The organism is Bradyrhizobium sp. USDA 4353 (assembly GCF_054063215.1).
The window spans coordinates 727,501-744,058 of the sequence record NZ_JBSSGB010000001.1 but is presented as its reverse complement, the minus strand read 5'-3'; the positions used below and the strand labels follow the sequence as shown (position 1 = coordinate 744,058).

Annotated in this window: 10 protein-coding genes, 2 tRNA genes, 2 rRNA genes and 1 riboswitch (1 of these 15 cut by a window edge); of the genes, 9 read left to right on the top strand and 5 right to left on the bottom strand. The window is 63.9% G+C overall.

Annotation, left to right across the window (positions count from 1 at the left end):
• Nucleotides 1-11: 11 nt before the first annotated feature.
• A complete protein-coding gene (locus tag ACVILH_RS03335; protein WP_456711607.1) occupies nucleotides 12-848 on the bottom strand; it encodes a chorismate mutase in 837 nt (278 codons plus the stop codon).
• A 210-nt stretch (nucleotides 849-1,058) separates the two neighbouring features.
• Nucleotides 1,059-1,138: riboswitch (SAM riboswitch) on the top strand.
• Between the two features lie 91 nt (nucleotides 1,139-1,229).
• Here ACVILH_RS03335 and metX point away from each other — a divergent pair.
• The 3 genes from metX to ACVILH_RS03320 all read left to right on the top strand — a co-directional run bounded on the left by metX (nucleotide 1,230) and on the right by ACVILH_RS03320 (nucleotide 4,440).
• The gene (gene metX, locus ACVILH_RS03330; RefSeq protein ID WP_456711606.1) at nucleotides 1,230-2,444 is read left to right on the top strand and encodes a homoserine O-acetyltransferase MetX; all 1,215 of its coding nucleotides are present in this window, start codon (nucleotides 1,230-1,232) and stop codon (nucleotides 2,442-2,444) included.
• A 3-nt stretch (nucleotides 2,445-2,447) separates the two neighbouring features.
• Complete coding sequence (gene metW, locus ACVILH_RS03325) at nucleotides 2,448-3,110, top strand: methionine biosynthesis protein MetW (RefSeq protein ID WP_456711605.1); 663 nt, start codon at nucleotides 2,448-2,450, stop codon at nucleotides 3,108-3,110.
• Nucleotides 3,111-4,020: 910 nt separating this feature from the next.
• Nucleotides 4,021-4,440, top strand: a complete 420-nt coding sequence (locus tag ACVILH_RS03320) for a secondary thiamine-phosphate synthase enzyme YjbQ (RefSeq protein ID WP_456711604.1) — start codon at nucleotides 4,021-4,023, stop codon at nucleotides 4,438-4,440.
• A 215-nt stretch (nucleotides 4,441-4,655) separates the two neighbouring features.
• Here ACVILH_RS03320 and ACVILH_RS03315 read toward each other — a convergent pair whose 3' ends face one another.
• Both ACVILH_RS03315 and ACVILH_RS03310 read right to left on the bottom strand, forming a co-directional pair.
• Nucleotides 4,656-5,063, bottom strand: coding sequence for a hypothetical protein (locus tag ACVILH_RS03315; RefSeq protein ID WP_456711603.1), 408 nt, complete (start codon nucleotides 5,061-5,063; stop codon nucleotides 4,656-4,658).
• Nucleotides 5,064-5,927, bottom strand: coding sequence for an alpha/beta fold hydrolase (locus tag ACVILH_RS03310; protein ID WP_456711602.1), 864 nt, complete (start codon nucleotides 5,925-5,927; stop codon nucleotides 5,064-5,066).
• Nucleotides 5,928-6,196: 269 nt separating this feature from the next.
• On the opposite strand from ACVILH_RS03310, the gene ACVILH_RS03305 reads away from it, so the two are divergent.
• Nucleotides 6,197-6,853 (top strand): TIGR02594 family protein, encoded by a 657-nt coding sequence (locus tag ACVILH_RS03305; protein WP_456711601.1) that lies wholly within the window; start codon nucleotides 6,197-6,199, stop codon nucleotides 6,851-6,853.
• A gap of 364 nt (nucleotides 6,854-7,217) precedes the next feature.
• Here the strand turns inward: ACVILH_RS03305 and ACVILH_RS03300 are convergent, their stop codons facing one another.
• A complete protein-coding gene (locus ACVILH_RS03300; protein WP_456711600.1) occupies nucleotides 7,218-8,003 on the bottom strand; it encodes an MOSC domain-containing protein in 786 nt (261 codons plus the stop codon).
• 223 nt (nucleotides 8,004-8,226) lie between these two features.
• On the opposite strand from ACVILH_RS03300, the gene clpB reads away from it, so the two are divergent.
• Complete coding sequence (gene clpB / locus ACVILH_RS03295) at nucleotides 8,227-10,866, top strand: ATP-dependent chaperone ClpB (protein WP_456711599.1); 2,640 nt, start codon at nucleotides 8,227-8,229, stop codon at nucleotides 10,864-10,866.
• Nucleotides 10,867-10,952: 86 nt separating this feature from the next.
• Here the strand turns inward: clpB and ACVILH_RS03290 are convergent, their stop codons facing one another.
• Nucleotides 10,953-13,025, bottom strand: coding sequence for a M23 family metallopeptidase (locus ACVILH_RS03290; protein ID WP_456711598.1), 2,073 nt, complete (start codon nucleotides 13,023-13,025; stop codon nucleotides 10,953-10,955).
• An 847-nt stretch (nucleotides 13,026-13,872) separates the two neighbouring features.
• On the opposite strand from ACVILH_RS03290, the gene ACVILH_RS03285 reads away from it, so the two are divergent.
• From ACVILH_RS03285 to ACVILH_RS03270, 4 genes are all read left to right on the top strand, one after another.
• Nucleotides 13,873-15,361: ribosomal RNA gene (locus ACVILH_RS03285) — 16S ribosomal RNA — on the top strand.
• 248 nt (nucleotides 15,362-15,609) lie between these two features.
• Nucleotides 15,610-15,686, top strand: a tRNA-Ile gene (locus ACVILH_RS03280).
• Nucleotides 15,687-15,834: 148 nt separating this feature from the next.
• Nucleotides 15,835-15,910: transfer RNA gene (locus ACVILH_RS03275), tRNA-Ala, on the top strand.
• Between the two features lie 516 nt (nucleotides 15,911-16,426).
• A 23S ribosomal RNA gene (locus ACVILH_RS03270) occupies nucleotides 16,427-16,558 on the top strand (it continues 2,710 nt past the right edge of the window).
• The 16S and 23S rRNA genes sit together here with 2 tRNA genes alongside, the layout of an rRNA operon.

The following is a 16,558-nucleotide window of genomic DNA, read 5'->3' as shown; positions in this document are numbered from 1 at the left end:
CGCGCGGCGTCTCAGTTGGGAACCGTATAGCGTTTCGCATGGCCGCCGACGAGGGCCGCCGAGCGCACCGAGGCGCCGGCCGCGATCAGAGCAGCCTTGATCTTGTCGAGGTCCGAGGGCGCCTCGATCGACACCAAAAGCGCAGCGCTGTCGAAGGCAGTATCGGGCACCGCGACGACGTCGGCGAGCGGTGACAGCGCGCGCGACACCTGCGCATTCCAGCCGGACACGCGGATGCTCCAGGTCTCGACCTCCAGCACCAGCGCGTCGTCGGCGACGCGCGACACGGCGAACACCGGCAGCGCGGCCGGATGATCGGCGCGCTCGATGAAAGGCATGCGCGCGATGATCTTCGGCGCGCCGGCGGGCTCGAGCGTGATCCACCACGGCGTATGGCCCGAGGTCGTCGACACCAGCGCCAGATCGCCCTTTGAGCGCGCCACTGCTTCCACCGCGGCCTGGGCGCTGAAATGGGCGACGTAGGGCACCACGAATCCGAAATGGAACCGGGCGGAATCGCGCATCGCGGACTCGCCGACCGACACGTCGGCATGCACCGAGAACGGCGCCTGCACATAGGTGAAGGTGGAGACGATCACGCGCCAGATGCCCTCGACGGTGTCGAGCGGCAGGATGCCGCGATGACGCTGCACCAGGCGGCGCATCATGTCGGCCTCGCGCGCCGGGCGGAATGCCGAGCCGACCTCCTGGGTCTTCTTGACCTTGATCAGCCGGTCGATGATATCGGCCCGCTGCATCAACAATTGGTGCACCTGCTCGTCGATCGCGTCGATCTCCTTGCGCAGATCGGCGAGCGAGGGCGGGGCAGGGGGCGGGGTCGACGACATGGTCCGGGTCACTCTTGACGGGCCACGGCGAAACGCGTGGCCGACGGGAACGGATGCCGTTCTCTCCGATGCGCCGGGCCTGCGCAACAGCAAGTTTACCTTGTGCTGCCTAGGCTTGGCTGGTCTGCAGCCGGGACTGTGGCGTTGGGGAGCCCGATCGGCGGTCAACCCGAGCTTGCCTTGACGCGGAGCGCCCGCGGGACTAGCTTCTGCCTGTTCCGTGGTCATTTGAGCCGGCCGGCTTGCAGCCACGTTAAAAAACTCGCTAAACAGGCCGGGGACGTTAGCGATCCCGGCCGAACCCCAGTTCAGGCCGGGTTTTTTATGGCCTGATACGTCACGTGGTTCGGGAGCCCTTGCCGGAAGGCCGGGGTGAAAGACATGACAGGCCTGACGCCGAAATCCACCTCCGCGCTGCGCAGCGTTACGCCGGAAGAGCGTTCGCACGAGGTCGACCATCCGAGCTCGCTGGTAGCGCATTTCGATGCGACCAAGCCGCTGAAGCTCGATTGCGGCGTCGACCTTTCGCCGTTCCAGATCGCCTACCAGACCTATGGCGAGCTCAATGCCGACAAGTCGAACGCGGTGCTGATCTGCCACGCGCTGACCGGCGACCAGCATGTCGCCAACCGTCATCCCGTCACCGGCAAGCCCGGCTGGTGGGAGACGCTGGTCGGCCCCGGGCGCCCGCTCGATCCGGCGCGCTACTTCATCATCTGCTCCAATGTGATCGGCGGCTGCATGGGCTCGACCGGTCCGGCGTCGCTGAATCCTGCGACCGGCAAGGTCTGGGGTCTCGACTTCCCGATCATCACCATTCCCGACATGGTGCGGGCGCAGGCGATGCTGATCGATCATCTCGGCATCGACACCTTGTTCGCCGTGGTCGGCGGCTCGATGGGCGGCATGCAGGCGCTGCAATGGACGGTGGCCTATCCGCAGCGCGTGTTCGCCAACCTCGCGATCGCCTGCGCGACGCGGCATTCGGCGCAGAACATCGCTTTCCACGAGCTCGGCCGCCAGGCTGTCATGGCCGATCCCGAATGGGATCACGGCCGCTACGCCGACAAGGCGACGCATCCGCATCGCGGTCTCGCGGTGGCGCGGATGGCCGCGCACATCACCTATCTGTCGGACGCCGCGCTGCATCGCAAGTTCGGCCGCCGCATGCAGGACCGCGAGCTGCCGACGTTCTCGTTCGACGCCGATTTCCAAGTCGAGAGCTATCTGCGCTACCAGGGCTCGTCCTTCGTCGAGCGCTTCGACGCCAACTCCTATCTCTATCTGACGCGCGCGATGGACTATTTCGACATCGCCGCCGACCATGACGGCGTGCTGGCCGCCGCCTTCCGCGGCATCCAGACTCGCTTCTGCGTGGTGTCCTTCACCAGCGACTGGCTGTTCCCAACCTCGGAGTCGCGGGCGCTGGTGCATGCGCTCAATGCCTCCAGCGCGCGGGTGTCGTTCGCCGAGATCGAGACCGACAAGGGGCATGATGCGTTCCTGCTGGATGTGCCCGAGTTCTTCGAGATCGCGAGCGCGTTTCTCGACTCCGCGGGCAAGGCGCGCGGCCTCAAGACCGTGACGGGAGGCTGAGGCATGAGCCTGCAAGGTGTGCTGCCGCTGAACGGCTTCACGGGCGGCGAGGTGCTGGCCTATCGTCCGGATCATCTCCTGATCGCCGGCATGGTCGAGCGCGGCTCCAAGGTGCTCGACATCGGCTGCGGCGACGGCGACCTGCTGCAACTGCTGGAGAGCCGCGGCATCGACTGCCGCGGCATCGAGCTGTCGCGCGAGGGCGTCAATCATTGCGTCGCCAAGGGGCTCGCGGTGGTGCAGGGCGATGCCGATACCGATCTCGTCGACTATCCCGACGACGCCTTCGACTACGTGATCCTGTCGCAGACCCTGCAGGCGACGCGACGGCCCAAGGCCGTGCTGGAAAATCTCCTGCGCATCGGCCGCCGCGCCATCGTCACCTTCCCGAATTTCGGCTTCTGGCGGCTGCGCCTGCAATTGCTCGTCGGCGGCCACATGCCGCGCACCGACAATCTGCCCTTCACCTGGTACGACACGCCAAATATTCATTTCTGCACCATCAAGGACTTCGTCCAGCTGTGTGACGAGATCGGCGTGAAGATGGAGCGTGCGGTGGCGCTTGATAGTTACGGCCGTCCCTTGCGCGTGGCGATGCCCTGGTGGTTCTGGAACATGTTCGGCGAGCAGGGGGTTTTCCTGCTGAGCCGCGGGGAGCGGCGGTAGGGGCACGTCCTGTTGCCGGAGGCTCGTATGCCGCCAACGTATCGTCATCCTCAGTTGTCGTCCCGGCGAACGCCGGGACCCATAACCACCGGCGGTCATGGGACGATGACTCGCAGTTTCGTCTCACCGATAGATCACGCGGTATGGGTCCCGGCGTTCGCCGGGACGACAGCTGAGTGCTGGGCGATCGATCGCCCGCCCCTGACCACCGTGCGACGCAACTCATAACAGGCGAGCCTTTGGGCTTGTCGCGTTTGGCATCTCAAACAGCCGAAGGCATGACGCTCCGATCCCGCCGCGCATCCGCGCCCGGGCTCTGCATCGATCACCGCCCCCGAACAACGCAGAGGCGCAGGGAAGGCCGGATGCTGGCCGCACCCATGGCCCGCCTGCGAGAAAAAATGCAGGCGGCAGGTACCACAGGTACGAGCCGGAACACCCGGCCTTCCCTGCGCGATGGCTTTACGGCTGCTTCGCGTTCTCCCTGGTGCGCCGGGCTTTCTGACCACCATCCCCACGAGAAGCGAAAGCTTCGCCGTGAGTTGACATCAGCGTCGGGATGTCAGGACCGCGCGACTTGACCGTGCGCATCGGAATTGTTCGTCCGCGCAAGCGAACTCACGCGCAACCCGACACGCCCACCGCATCCCACCTCAGCGTTCGTGACGACCGCGATACGCCCCTCTTGCTGCGAGGCGGGACGCGCGGAAATCTGCGCTTGATTTGCCCGACGGTGCAAGTGTGCAGCGTGCGGCAAACTAACACGACGGGCAGTGGATGCATGGTATGCATGCGGCAATTGCCCGTCGTGCACCGGCAGGAGGATCGATGCGGTCGAGCGCTCGACGCTGGCGCCGCTTGCTTGGTAGAATGCAGACAAACACGCCAACGCTGATGAGGTGCCTCTCCCATGAAATCCTTCCGCAAGGAGCTGTGGTTCGATATCCCGAGCCGGCGCGCCTTCATCAACATCACGCCTGAGGTCGAAGCGGCGCTGCGGGAGAGCGGGGTGCGTGAGGGGCTGGTTCTGGTCAATGCCATGCACATCACCGCCTCTGTCTTCATCAATGACGACGAGAGCGGGCTGCATCACGACTACGAGCAATGGCTGGAGAAGCTGGCGCCACACGAGCCGGTGTCAGGCTATCGCCACAACCGCACCGGCGAGGACAATGCCGACGCCCACATGAAGCGGCAGGTCATGGGTCGCGAGGTCGTGGTGGCGATCACGCAAGGCAAGCTCGATTTCGGGCCGTGGGAGCAGATCTTCTACGGCGAGTTCGATGGCGGCCGGCGCAAGCGGGCGCTGATTAAGATCATCGGGGAGTAGGGCGATGTCATCAGCCCCGCTCGTCATTGCGAGGAGCGCAAGCGACGAGCAATCCAGCGGCTACGCGTGAGGTCCTTCCGTGTGGCCCCTGGATCGCTTCGCTGCGCTCGCGATGACGAAGGAGGGCGGCCACGGCCTCTGCTCTCATGCCCTCCCAGGCAGGCATCCCATACGCCGCGGCCTCTCGGGAATCCACGGCAGGCGTGTCGGCGAGACTAAAACTGCTCGCAGGCGGCATTTTCAGCCTTATTCCGGCATAGATACTTGTAGACTCGGCGGTCGCTTCCGGCCTCAATCGTGAAACTCTGTCCATCGATGACGGTGATGTCGCCGAATCTCTCGCCGCCTAAGCGGAGCTCATTGCCGCTCAGCGTGTATTCTTCGCTCCAATCCCATGCGTCGTGTGCGTGATAGGTGACGCCGTCGGCCACACCGTCAGGCCGGAAGCAGATCTTGTGGGACGCCTCCAATCTGGTGCGCTCCACTCCGTTCTTCGTGTCTGTCTTGTAGAGGTTGTATTCCCAACAAGCGCCGATGATCGTGGACGGCTCGGCTGTCTTGGCCGGCACCGTCGATGTTACGATGAGAGCGGCCGCTGCGAGCGCTAAATTGATTTTCGGCATTCATGCTCCCGATGACCGCGGATCGCGCGGCTCCCATCGCCCGGCCTCCACCAGCGCGATGAACCGCTCCACCGCTTCGTTGAACAGCGCCGGCTCCTCCAGGTTCAACACATGCCCTGACTTCGGAAAGACCGCCAGCCCCGACGCCGGCAAATGATTCTTGAGGAACAGGCTGGGTTCAATGCAGGCGTCGTCTTCGTCCCCGCAGATGATCAAAGCGGGCGTAGTCACGCGGCGGATGGCGTCGGTCATCGTGTAGATCGAGGGCCGTCCGCTCTGGAAGCCGCGCATGGTGTTGGCCGAGCCCTTGGCATCGTGGCGGGCGAGCGCGGCGTAGAAGTCGGCGTGGCCGCGCGGGTCCTTGACCAGGAAGGGGATGCGGCCGGGGGCTTCGCGGGTCACCTTGGCAGTCTCGACTGAGCCGAGCGTCTCGAACTGTTCGGCGGTGGCGCGGCACTGGGCGCGGAAGGCCTCGAGCTGCGCGAGGTCCGAGCCGGAGCCGACCCCGGCCAGCACCATCGAGCGGATGCGCGTGGGCGCATTCAGCGCCACCTGCAGCGAGGAGTAGGCGCCCATCGACAGGCCGACGAAGTGCGCGGCTGCGATGCCGAGGTGATCGAGCACGGCCAGCGCATCCGTGTAGAAATGCACGTAGCTGTAGACGTCCGGCGAAGCCGGCACGTCTGACGGCGTGTAGCCGCGGGCTGAGTAGGCGATGCAGCGGTGGCGGCGCGAGAAATAGCGCAGCTGCGGCTCCCAATTAGTGTGGTCGGCGGCGAACTCGTGCAGGAAGATGAGCGGCGTGCCCTGGCCTGCCTCTTCAAAATACAGGCGAACCCCGTCTTTCGCCGTCGTATGGGGCATCGTCAGCTCCTCCCGTGTCGCGTGCCTGATGATGACGTGTCGCGTGATGCGCGACAATGGCCCGGCCGACAGCCTTGTTTTCGCCCCAGGATAGACTCGGAATCACCCTCTCGTCGCCGGCCTTTTGCCGTCGATGGTCATGGTTTCGTCACACCGCGACTTTTTACGGACCCCCGCTGGCGGCTTGCAGAGGGGCCGCGCTGAGGACCGGGGGGTGCCAAGTCTGAGTACCAGTCAGGGTACTGGGGGAAGTAACAGAAGGATTGAGTATGGTTGTGTCTACCCTTCGCCGGTCGCTGCACGTCGTTGCGCTGACCATGGGAGCGGCCGTGATTGCCGCCTCCGCAACACCGGCATCGGCCCGTCCGCATCACGGCTCCGGGCATCATGCCCACCGCAGCCACGGCGGCCATCACTACGCAAGGACTCATCATCACCGTCGCTCGTTCGCCCGGCAGTCGCGCTGGGAGCGCGGCGTGGCGCGGATGCAGGTCGAGGGCGTCGCCGACGCGCAGGCCAGCCTCATGATGCCGGGGACGGCGTCTGACGGCATGGCATCGTCGGGCGGCTTCGGCGGTGGCAGCAGCGTCGTGGCTGCCGCGCGCAGCTATGTCGGCGGCGGCAATCCGACCGGGCGTCGCAGCCTGTGGTGCGCGCGCTTCATGAACATGGTGCTGGAGCGCACCGGCCATCGCGGCACAGGCTCCGACATGGCGCGCTCGTTCGCGAGCTACGGCCAGCGCGTCTCCGGCCCGCAGGTCGGCGCCATCGCCGTGATGAGCCGCCGCGGCGGCGGCCATGTCGGCGTGGTCTCTGGCGTCGATGCCCAGGGCAACCCGATCGTCATCTCCGGCAACTATGGCCACCGCGTGCGCGAGAGCGCCGTGTCGCGCGGCCGCGTGTACGCCTATGTGATGCCGAACTGATCAGTTCGGCCTTTGCGGAAAGCGGTACCGCCCGTGCGGCTTCGTGCGGCGACGGTGGTTTACCTTTCGCAGTTTTGACGCACCACATCTCGGCGCGGCCGGTGCAACCTCTCCCCGCTCTTTGCGGGGAGAGGTCGGATTGCGAAGCAATCCGGGTGAGGGGCATGGCACATCCGCGGCCGTGAAAGCAGGTCCATCGGACGGGCATGGCGGCTGGCGCCGAAGTCTGGTTGAGACGTACTAACAGGACAAGCACAGGTTCGCGGCAGATAAATTGCACTTCCCGTGCGGCTGCCCCTCACCCCAGCCCTCTCCCCGTGAAGAACGGGGAGAGGGAGCAGACCGCCGATGCGGCGAGAGCGAACTACACCAGCCGCGGCTGCTCCACGGCGAGCTCATCGCCGATGGCGATGTCGCCGGCTGCGATGATTTCGGCGTAGATGCCGCATTCGTTGTTGCCGCGGGCCTTCATCAAGGCCGGTGGGATGTCGAGGTCGCGCGCCGCGGTGTCGGGGTCGACGTTGACGGCGGCGCAGCGGGTGGTGGTCTTGACGACCTTCAGCCGCGCCGTGCCGATCCGCAGGGTCTCGCCCAGTAGTGTCGCCTCGTGCCAGGCCGGCCAGCCGCTGACATAGACGTTGGCGCGGAAGCGCAGCGGGTGCACGGCAGCGCCGACTAGTTTCTCGATATCAGACACCGAGGCGAGGTTGATGATCGAGATCACCTTGCGCGCCAGGTCCGTGAAGGCGTAGCCGCCGCCCGACAGCAACTTGGTTGGGCCGCGCAGCTCCTCGGCGAACTCGCGCGCGAAGAACGCCTCGATGGCGGCGCGTCCGTCAGTGCTCTCGAGATCGCCCTGCGCGACAATGGCGCCGTCCTTGCGGATGGTGAGGACGTTGGTTGCGTCGTCGAAGACGGTCTTGAAGCCGGCGAGGCGCTCATTGCGCATCAGCATCAGATAGGCCGTCTTGGGCTTCCAGACCGGAGCCGCCGGATCGAAGCCGGTGGGGCCGTTTTCGAGCGCGTAGCGGCGGTCGGCCGGCAGCGTTTCTCCGACCCGCAACGGGGCGGTCTGCAATGGTTCCGGGGTAAGGCCCTTGACGGGATAGCGGTACAGGCCGGTGATGCGGGCGGGGCTGATCTGGCTCATGGCGCGTCATAGGAGATTCCTGCCCGACCGGCCAGGGCACACGATTTTGTGAAGCCGCCCCTTCCGTTTTTCGGCCGCCTTCCCACATTTCCTCTCAAGTCGGGTGCACCCCGGCGACGTCAAGAGTTGCGGCGTTGATGGACGTCAACGTGCGCGGTCACAAACCCAATGAAGATGCTGGAACCGTGCCTTCGGGGCGTCACAGCAGGCTGAGGGAAACATCATGAATATCGACAAATATACCGAGCGCGCGCGGGGCTTCATTCAATCGGCGCAGTCTCTCGCGGTGCGCGACGGCCATCAGCAGTTCTCGCCGCTGCATCTTCTAAAAGTTCTGCTCGACGACAGCGAGGGACTCGCGGGCGGCCTGATCGATCGCGCCGGCGGCAATTCGCGCGCGATCCTGAAAGCGACCGAGGACGCGCTGAACAAGATGCCGAAAGTGTCGGGCAGCGGCGCCGGGCAGATCTATCTGTCGCCCGAGCTGGCGCGCGCCTTCGATGCGGCGGAGAAGGCCGCCGAGAAGGCCGGCGACAGCTTCGTCACCGTTGAGCGGCTGCTGCTCGGGCTCACGCTCGATGCCAAGAGCGAGACCGGGAGCATTCTCGCCAAGGGCGGCGTCACCGCGCAGAATCTCAACGCAGCGATCGAATCCTTGCGCAAGGGGCGCACGGCCGACTCGGCGACCGCCGAGAACGCCTATGATGCGCTGAAAAAATATGCCCGCGACCTGACCCAGGCGGCGCGCGACGGCAAGCTCGACCCGGTGATCGGCCGGGACGAGGAGATCCGCCGCACGATCCAAGTGCTGTCCCGGCGCACCAAGAACAATCCCGTGCTGATCGGCGAGCCCGGCGTCGGCAAGACCGCGATCGTCGAGGGCCTCGCGCTGCGCATCGTCAATGGCGACGTGCCGGAGAGCCTGAAGGACAAGCGGCTGCTGTCGCTCGATCTGGGCGCGCTGATCGCGGGTGCGAAATATCGCGGTGAGTTCGAGGAGCGGCTGAAGGCCGTGCTGCAGGAGGTGACGGCCGCCGAAGGCACCTTCGTGCTGTTCATCGACGAGATGCACACCCTGATCGGCGCCGGCAAGGCCGACGGCGCGATGGATGCATCGAACCTGCTGAAGCCTGCGCTCGCCCGTGGCGAGCTGCACTGCATCGGCGCGACCACGCTCGACGAGTACCAGAAGCATGTCGAGAAGGACGCCGCCCTCGCGCGCCGCTTCCAGCCGGTCTACGTCACTGAGCCCACGGTCGAGGACACCATCTCGATCCTGCGCGGCCTGAAGGACAAATACGAGCAGCATCACGGCGTGCGCATCACCGATTCCGCGCTGGTGGCCTCGGCCACCCTGTCGAACCGCTACATCACCGACCGCTTCCTGCCCGACAAGGCCATCGACCTGATGGACGAGGCGGCGGCGCGGCTGAAGATGCAGGTCGACTCGAAGCCCGAGGAGCTGGATTCACTCGACCGCGAGATCATTCGGCTCAAGATCGAGCAGGAGGCCTTGAAGAAGGAGAGCGATCTCGGCTCCAAGACAAGGCTGCAGGCGCTGGAGAAGGAGCTTGCGGATCTCGAGGAGAAGTCGGCCTCGCTGACCGCGAAGTGGAGCGCCGAGAAGGACAAGCTGTCGAACGCGCAGAAGCTCAAGAGCGAGCTGGATGCTTTGCGCATCGAGCTGGCCAATGCGCAGCGCCGCGGCGAGTACCAGAAGGCGGGCGAGCTGGCCTATGGCCGCATCCCCGAGCTGGAGAAGCGGCTGGCCGACATCGAGGCCAAGGAGAACGCCGGCGAGATGATGGAGGAGGCGGTCACCGCCAACCATATCGCGCAGGTGGTCTCGCGCTGGACCGGCGTGCCGGTCGACAAGATGCTCGAGGGCGAGAAGGACAAGCTGCTGCGGATGGAGGATTCGCTCGGCAAGCGCGTCGTCGGCCAGTTCGAGGCCGTGCATGCGGTCGCCACCGCCGTGCGGCGCTCGCGCGCGGGCTTGCAGGATCCGAACCGGCCGATGGGCTCGTTCATGTTCTTAGGCCCCACCGGCGTCGGCAAGACCGAGCTGACCAAGGCGCTCGCCGAATATCTGTTCAACGACGAGACCGCGATGGTCCGCCTCGACATGTCCGAGTACATGGAGAAGCATTCGGTGTCGCGGCTGATCGGCGCGCCTCCCGGCTATGTCGGCTATGACGAGGGCGGGGCGCTGACCGAGGCCGTGCGGCGCCGGCCGTATCAGGTCGTGCTGTTCGACGAGATCGAGAAGGCGCATCCGGATGTCTTCAACGTGCTGCTGCAGGTGCTCGACGACGGCCGCCTGACCGATGGCCAGGGTCGCACCGTCGACTTCCGCAACACGCTGATCATCATGACCTCGAATCTCGGCTCCGAGTTCCTGGTCAATCAGCCGGAGGGCGAGGATACGTCAGAGGTGCGCGAGCTGGTGATGGGCACGGTGCGCGGGCATTTCCGGCCTGAGTTCCTCAACCGCGTCGACGAGATCATCCTGTTCCACCGCCTGCAGAAGAGCGAGATGGGCCGGATCGTCGAGATCCAGTTCTCGCGGCTCCAGAAGCTCCTGGAGGAGCGCAAGATCGCGCTGTCGCTGGATGGCGATGCGCGCGACTGGCTCGCCGCCAAGGGCTGGGACCCGGCCTATGGCGCACGCCCGCTGAAGCGCGTGATCCAGCGCAGCGTGCAGGATCCGCTCGCCGAGATGATCCTCGCCGGCGACATCAAGGATGGCGACAAGGTCGCCATCTCCTCGGAAGGCAATGTGCTGACCTTCAACGGCAAGGCGCATCGCACGGCCGAGATCGCGACGTTCGAGGCGCCGATCCCGAAGCGCAAGCTGAACTGATCTCCGGCCTTCGCCGGGCTCAAAAGCGAAACGGCCCGCGCTGAGCGATCAGCGCGGGCCGTTTGCGTCTTGCAAGACCTGAATAGCTACCGGTTCACCTGGATCGGGCCGGCGTCCGACATGCGCGAGGTGCCGTTGCGGCCGGTCATCATCTGGTCGACGCGGTCGCGCTCCTTCTCGAAGCTCGCCATGATCTGACCCTCGAGCGAGCGGCCGCGCGGCAGCTTCACGCGCAGCGGATCGACGAAGCGGCCGTTGACCAGGATCTCGTAGTGGACGTGCGGGCCGGTCGACTGGCCGGTCGAGCCGACGAAGCCGATGACCTGGCCCTGGCGCACGCGCTTGCCCGGCTCCATGCCCTTCACGAACGCCGACATGTGGCCGTAGGCGGTCTCATAGCCGTTGTTGTGCTTGATCCGGATGTACTTGCCGTAGCCGCCTTCGGTGCCGACCTTCTCCAGCACGCCGTTGCCGGCGGCGAAAATCGGCGTGCCATAGGCGGTGGCCCAGTCGACGCCGGTGTGCATCTTCACATAGCCGAGGATCGGGTGGCGGCGGCCGCCGAAGCCGGAGCGCATGATCGCGTTGTTGACGGGCTTGCGGACCAGGAACTTCTTCGCGCTCTTGCCGGTCTCGTCGTAATAATCGACGACGCTGTCGTCGGGAGTCTGGAACCGGTAGTATTTCTTGGTCTCGCCACCGACCGTCAGCGAGGCGAACAGCACCTCGCTCTTGTCGGTGGTGCCGGGCTTGTCGTCGTCGTCTCCGGCATAGAACACATCGAACGAGTCGCCCGGCTGCACCCTGCGCTGGAAGTCGACATCGTAGGAGTAGATCCGGATCATGTCCTCGATGACCGGAGCCGGCACCTTGTTGCGCAGCGCGGTCTCGTAGATGCTCTGGTAGAGGCGGACGCCGGTGCCGTCATCCTCTTCATCGTCATTGGTGTTATCGGCGGTCTCGGTCACCGTGTTCATGCTCTGCACGTCGACGGCGACATATCTGCCGAGGTCCGACAGGGCGGCGACCGCTTCGATCATGGTCTCGTTGGCGACGATGACGCGGACCGGCTGCAGCCGGGCGCCGGGAGCGGGGCTCACCGGGGCCATCATGATGCGCAGCTTCTCGCCTTCCTTCAGGCCGCCGTCGCGGCCGCGGGCGCCGAGCTGGCCGGCGATCGCCTTGGCCTCGTCGGGCGTGGCGCCCTGGTCGCGCAGGATCGTGGCGACCGTGTCGCCCTTCTTGACCAGATGGACACGCTCGCCGAGCGGGTTGCCGCCGGTGATCTGCTCCTTGGTCTTGGGCAGCAGCGTCACGTTCTCCGGCACCACCCGGGTCTCGAAGCCCGCATAGGGGTCGGGCAGGGTGCCGTCATTGGCATAGGACAGCTTGAGGTCGCCACCCTGGACACCTTGAACGCCCTGGGCGCCGGCTGCGTCCGCCGCGGCATTGGCGAGCGAGGCGTAGCGCACGCCGCCATTGTTGCCGCGCCAATTGGCAGCGTCGCGCACCCGCATGACGATCTCGTCGAGCGCCACCGAGGCTGCGATCTTGGCCTTCGGCAGCACCGTCGCGAGGTCCTTGGTGACGAAGGAGACCTCGGCGTCCGGCTCGATCGCCGCGGGATTGTTGGGATCGTCGCCGGGGCCGGTCTTGTCGTTCTCGCCGTCGGTGAGCAGGCGCTGAGCATTGAAAGGCGGGATCTTCGCCGACAGATCGCTCGTCGTCATCGACAGGTTGCCCGAGATCCGCACATAGGGGCGAACCCGGATCACCTCGCGCGAACCGGCGCGGGTCACGGTCGAGACGCGCACGACGTTGCGGGCGGCGGCGGCTTCGCTCGGCGGCGGCAGGCGGTCGCTTTTGCGCAAGGTTGCGACGCGGTCATTGGCGCCGAACGCGCCGCGCAGCGCGCTCTCCACCCGCTCCGGCATGCGGGCGAAGGTCAGCTCGCCGTCGAGCGACGCGAAAACGGCGCCGCCGATCAGGGCCGCGCCGCAGAGACCTGTCAGAATCGTGCCTGAAAACCATTGGACGGAGACGCGGCGGCGATCGATCACCGCGGCCTCGGAGCCATCGACCGATAGCGGCGGCTCATGCCCGAGATCGATCATGCCGATCTCGCGCCCAATCCCGCCGCGTGACGTCCGATGGTTCAACCTACGTCCCCCAAGTTCAAAGTCAGCACCGAGATCACTCAGCTGCCGGTTGGCTTACCGTCCAGGACAGAAGCATCCAAGACAAACCGTCTAGGACAGACCGTCTAAGACAAACGGCTCGGAATGATGGCGCGTCTCTGACGGTTCGAGGCTCTCGGGCGTCTAACCCTCAAATCCCCGGACCGCTGTTGTTCTTTAGGATCTCTCGATGTCGTCTCGGTCGTCTGAATCAGGCGAAGGGCTCGCCAATTCCTTGATCTGGATCACCGTGAGCCGATGGCAGTCCCCGCTGGAGCAAATCAGCTCAGGTCGATGCTTAACAAATCGTCGCAGGATTGTGGCCCAAGTGGGGCACGATGTCCGCAAGAAATCGGGCTTCCGGGTGGCTACGGAAAAAAATCACCCGATGCGACGATTTCATGAAATTCGTCGTTGACACCCCGATCGGCTCCCCCTATACACCCGATCACTGAGCGCGGCGCCGCTTCGGGACTTACCGAGGCGAGCATTCGCGCCAATCCTGCTCCTCACTTCGTTGAGTGGTGCACAGCCGGTAGAACCCGGTTGCACATCGCCGTCGAATAAGGTTGCGGAACCCTTCCGAGAGAGGGTGGGACTGAGGTCCCGGGCTGTTTGACAAGTGAAGATGAAGAAAGAGAAACGTGGACGGCGGAGTCCTTGCGGGTCTCGGGATTGAGAGCTTCGGCTTTTGGTTCTGGGATCGGACGAGAAGACTTTGGCGGACAATGTTTCAAAGGTAACACCATGGTCTTTGCGCTGTGAAGCGCGGGATCGATTGGTGGGACCTCGTCAAACGTTGTGATCAGCCGGTTCAAAGCTTCAAGTTCAACTTGAGAGTTTGATCCTGGCTCAGAGCGAACGCTGGCGGCAGGCTTAACACATGCAAGTCGAGCGGGCATAGCAATATGTCAGCGGCAGACGGGTGAGTAACGCGTGGGAACGTACCTTTTGGTTCGGAACAACACAGGGAAACTTGTGCTAATACCGGATAAGCCCTTACGGGGAAAGATTTATCGCCGAAAGATCGGCCCGCGTCTGATTAGCTAGTTGGTGGGGTAATGGCCCACCAAGGCGACGATCAGTAGCTGGTCTGAGAGGATGATCAGCCACATTGGGACTGAGACACGGCCCAAACTCCTACGGGAGGCAGCAGTGGGGAATATTGGACAATGGGCGCAAGCCTGATCCAGCCATGCCGCGTGAGTGATGAAGGCCCTAGGGTTGTAAAGCTCTTTTGTGCGGGAAGATAATGACGGTACCGCAAGAATAAGCCCCGGCTAACTTCGTGCCAGCAGCCGCGGTAATACGAAGGGGGCTAGCGTTGCTCGGAATCACTGGGCGTAAAGGGTGCGTAGGCGGGTCTTTAAGTCAGGGGTGAAATCCTGGAGCTCAACTCCAGAACTGCCTTTGATACTGAAGATCTTGAGTTCGGGAGAGGTGAGTGGAACTGCGAGTGTAGAGGTGAAATTCGTAGATATTCGCAAGAACACCAGTGGCGAAGGCGGCTCACTGGCCCGATACTGACGCTGAGGCACGAAAGCGTGGGGAGCAAACAGGATTAGATACCCTGGTAGTCCACGCCGTAAACGATGAATGCCAGCCGTTAGTGGGTTTACTCACTAGTGGCGCAGCTAACGCTTTAAGCATTCCGCCTGGGGAGTACGGTCGCAAGATTAAAACTCAAAGGAATTGACGGGGGCCCGCACAAGCGGTGGAGCATGTGGTTTAATTCGACGCAACGCGCAGAACCTTACCAGCCCTTGACATGTTTGGGACCGGTCGCAGAGACGTGACCTTCTCTTCGGAGCCCGAAACACAGGTGCTGCATGGCTGTCGTCAGCTCGTGTCGTGAGATGTTGGGTTAAGTCCCGCAACGAGCGCAACCCCCGTCCTTAGTTGCTACCATTTAGTTGAGCACTCTAAGGAGACTGCCGGTGATAAGCCGCGAGGAAGGTGGGGATGACGTCAAGTCCTCATGGCCCTTACGGGCTGGGCTACACACGTGCTACAATGGCGGTGACAGTGGGAAGCTAAGGGGTGACCCTTCGCAAATCTCAAAAAGCCGTCTCAGTTCGGATTGGGCTCTGCAACTCGAGCCCATGAAGTTGGAATCGCTAGTAATCGTGGATCAGCACGCCACGGTGAATACGTTCCCGGGCCTTGTACACACCGCCCGTCACACCATGGGAGTTGGCTTTACCTGAAGGCGGTGCGCTAACCAGCAATGGAGGCAGCCGACCACGGTAGGGTCAGCGACTGGGGTGAAGTCGTAACAAGGTAGCCGTAGGGGAACCTGCGGCTGGATCACCTCCTTTCTAAGGATGGCTCTTCAGCATGATCTTCGGATCGATCAATCTCCGGGTTGATCAGCTATCGAGCTGTTTTAGAAACATCAGGAGCCACCGAGACCGCCAGGTCTTGTGTGAGCTCCATTGGCGGGATTTCGCCGTCTTCGTTTCTCTTTCTTCGCGGACGAACACGCTGCCTGGGGCTTGGCGCTGTGCATCATCATGGCGCTGTGAGGCGCCGGGTGGTTGACTTGATCCGAGCCTCTCAAGCGTTAGGGCTTGTAGCTCAGTTGGTTAGAGCGCGCGCTTGATAAGCGTGAGGTCGGAAGTTCAAGTCTTCCCAGGCCCACCATGCTTCGCCCTTCGGGCTACGCACGGCGCAGCCATGCAAGAGCCCTAAGGGGCGGAGCATGGTGCCCGGCGAAGCCACTTGGCGAAGACGGGCGGCTCCGATCGAGATCATCGACGCTGTGCAGCTTGCGCATTCGTCTTCTGGCTATGGGGCCTTAGCTCAGCTGGGAGAGCGCGTGCTTTGCAAGCATGAGGTCGTCGGTTCGATCCCGACAGGCTCCACCACGCTTCGCCCTTCGGGCTACGCGTGGCGCGGCCAAAGGGTAGAGCAAGCTGGATCATCCACGCAGGAGCCGAAGGGCGGAGCGTGGTGCCCGGCGTAGCCACTTGGCGAAGACGGGCTTTCGCCACCGTGTTCAATTCGTCCGCGAGACAACATTTCGCATTGTCTGGTCCTCACCGGGACTACAGGCAACTGCGTGTTATCTGACATCGTGAAGAGGAGATCGATCCGAGTAGGGTCGTGCAATGAGGGCCACCGCGCAAGCGGTCCGCACCTCGACTTTGCACCGACGCCTTCACTATCTCCGGGTCATTTCGGCGCAAGCTTGGTGCTGTGAAGCATCCTGCTTGTTGTAAATGACTCTGTTGGCTGCGCTTGACCGCATGGCCATCGGTTCGATCTTAAGAAGCAAGCTGGTCTTTCTAATCAGTGTCCTCGCTGTCTCCTACGCCTCGTCCTTCGGGGCAGGTGAGAGCAGTGAACATTCTGCCGAGTGTGTGGACATTGATAATGAGAGCAATCAAGTGCCTTAAGGGTGTTCGGTGGATGCCTTGGCGCTGAGAGGCGATGAAGGACGTGCTACGCTGCGATAAGCCGTGGGGAGCTGCGAAGAAGCTTTGATCCGCGGATTTCCGAATGGGGAAACCCAC

Excerpts from the sequence above, each read along its gene's own strand:
- ACVILH_RS03335 (WP_456711607.1), bottom strand. The coding sequence starts at position 848 with ATGTCGTCGACCCCGCCCCCTGCCCCGCCCTCGCTCGCCGATCTGCGC.
- metX (WP_456711606.1), top strand. The coding sequence starts at position 1,230 with ATGACAGGCCTGACGCCGAAATCCACCTCCGCGCTGCGCAGCGTTACG.
- metW (WP_456711605.1), top strand. The coding sequence starts at position 2,448 with ATGAGCCTGCAAGGTGTGCTGCCGCTGAACGGCTTCACGGGCGGCGAG.
- ACVILH_RS03320 (WP_456711604.1), top strand. The coding sequence starts at position 4,021 with ATGAAATCCTTCCGCAAGGAGCTGTGGTTCGATATCCCGAGCCGGCGC.
- ACVILH_RS03315 (WP_456711603.1), bottom strand. The coding sequence starts at position 5,063 with ATGCCGAAAATCAATTTAGCGCTCGCAGCGGCCGCTCTCATCGTAACA.
- ACVILH_RS03310 (WP_456711602.1), bottom strand. The coding sequence starts at position 5,927 with ATGCCCCATACGACGGCGAAAGACGGGGTTCGCCTGTATTTTGAAGAG.
- ACVILH_RS03305 (WP_456711601.1), top strand. The coding sequence starts at position 6,197 with ATGGTTGTGTCTACCCTTCGCCGGTCGCTGCACGTCGTTGCGCTGACC.
- ACVILH_RS03300 (WP_456711600.1), bottom strand. The coding sequence starts at position 8,003 with ATGAGCCAGATCAGCCCCGCCCGCATCACCGGCCTGTACCGCTATCCC.
- clpB (WP_456711599.1), top strand. The coding sequence starts at position 8,227 with ATGAATATCGACAAATATACCGAGCGCGCGCGGGGCTTCATTCAATCG.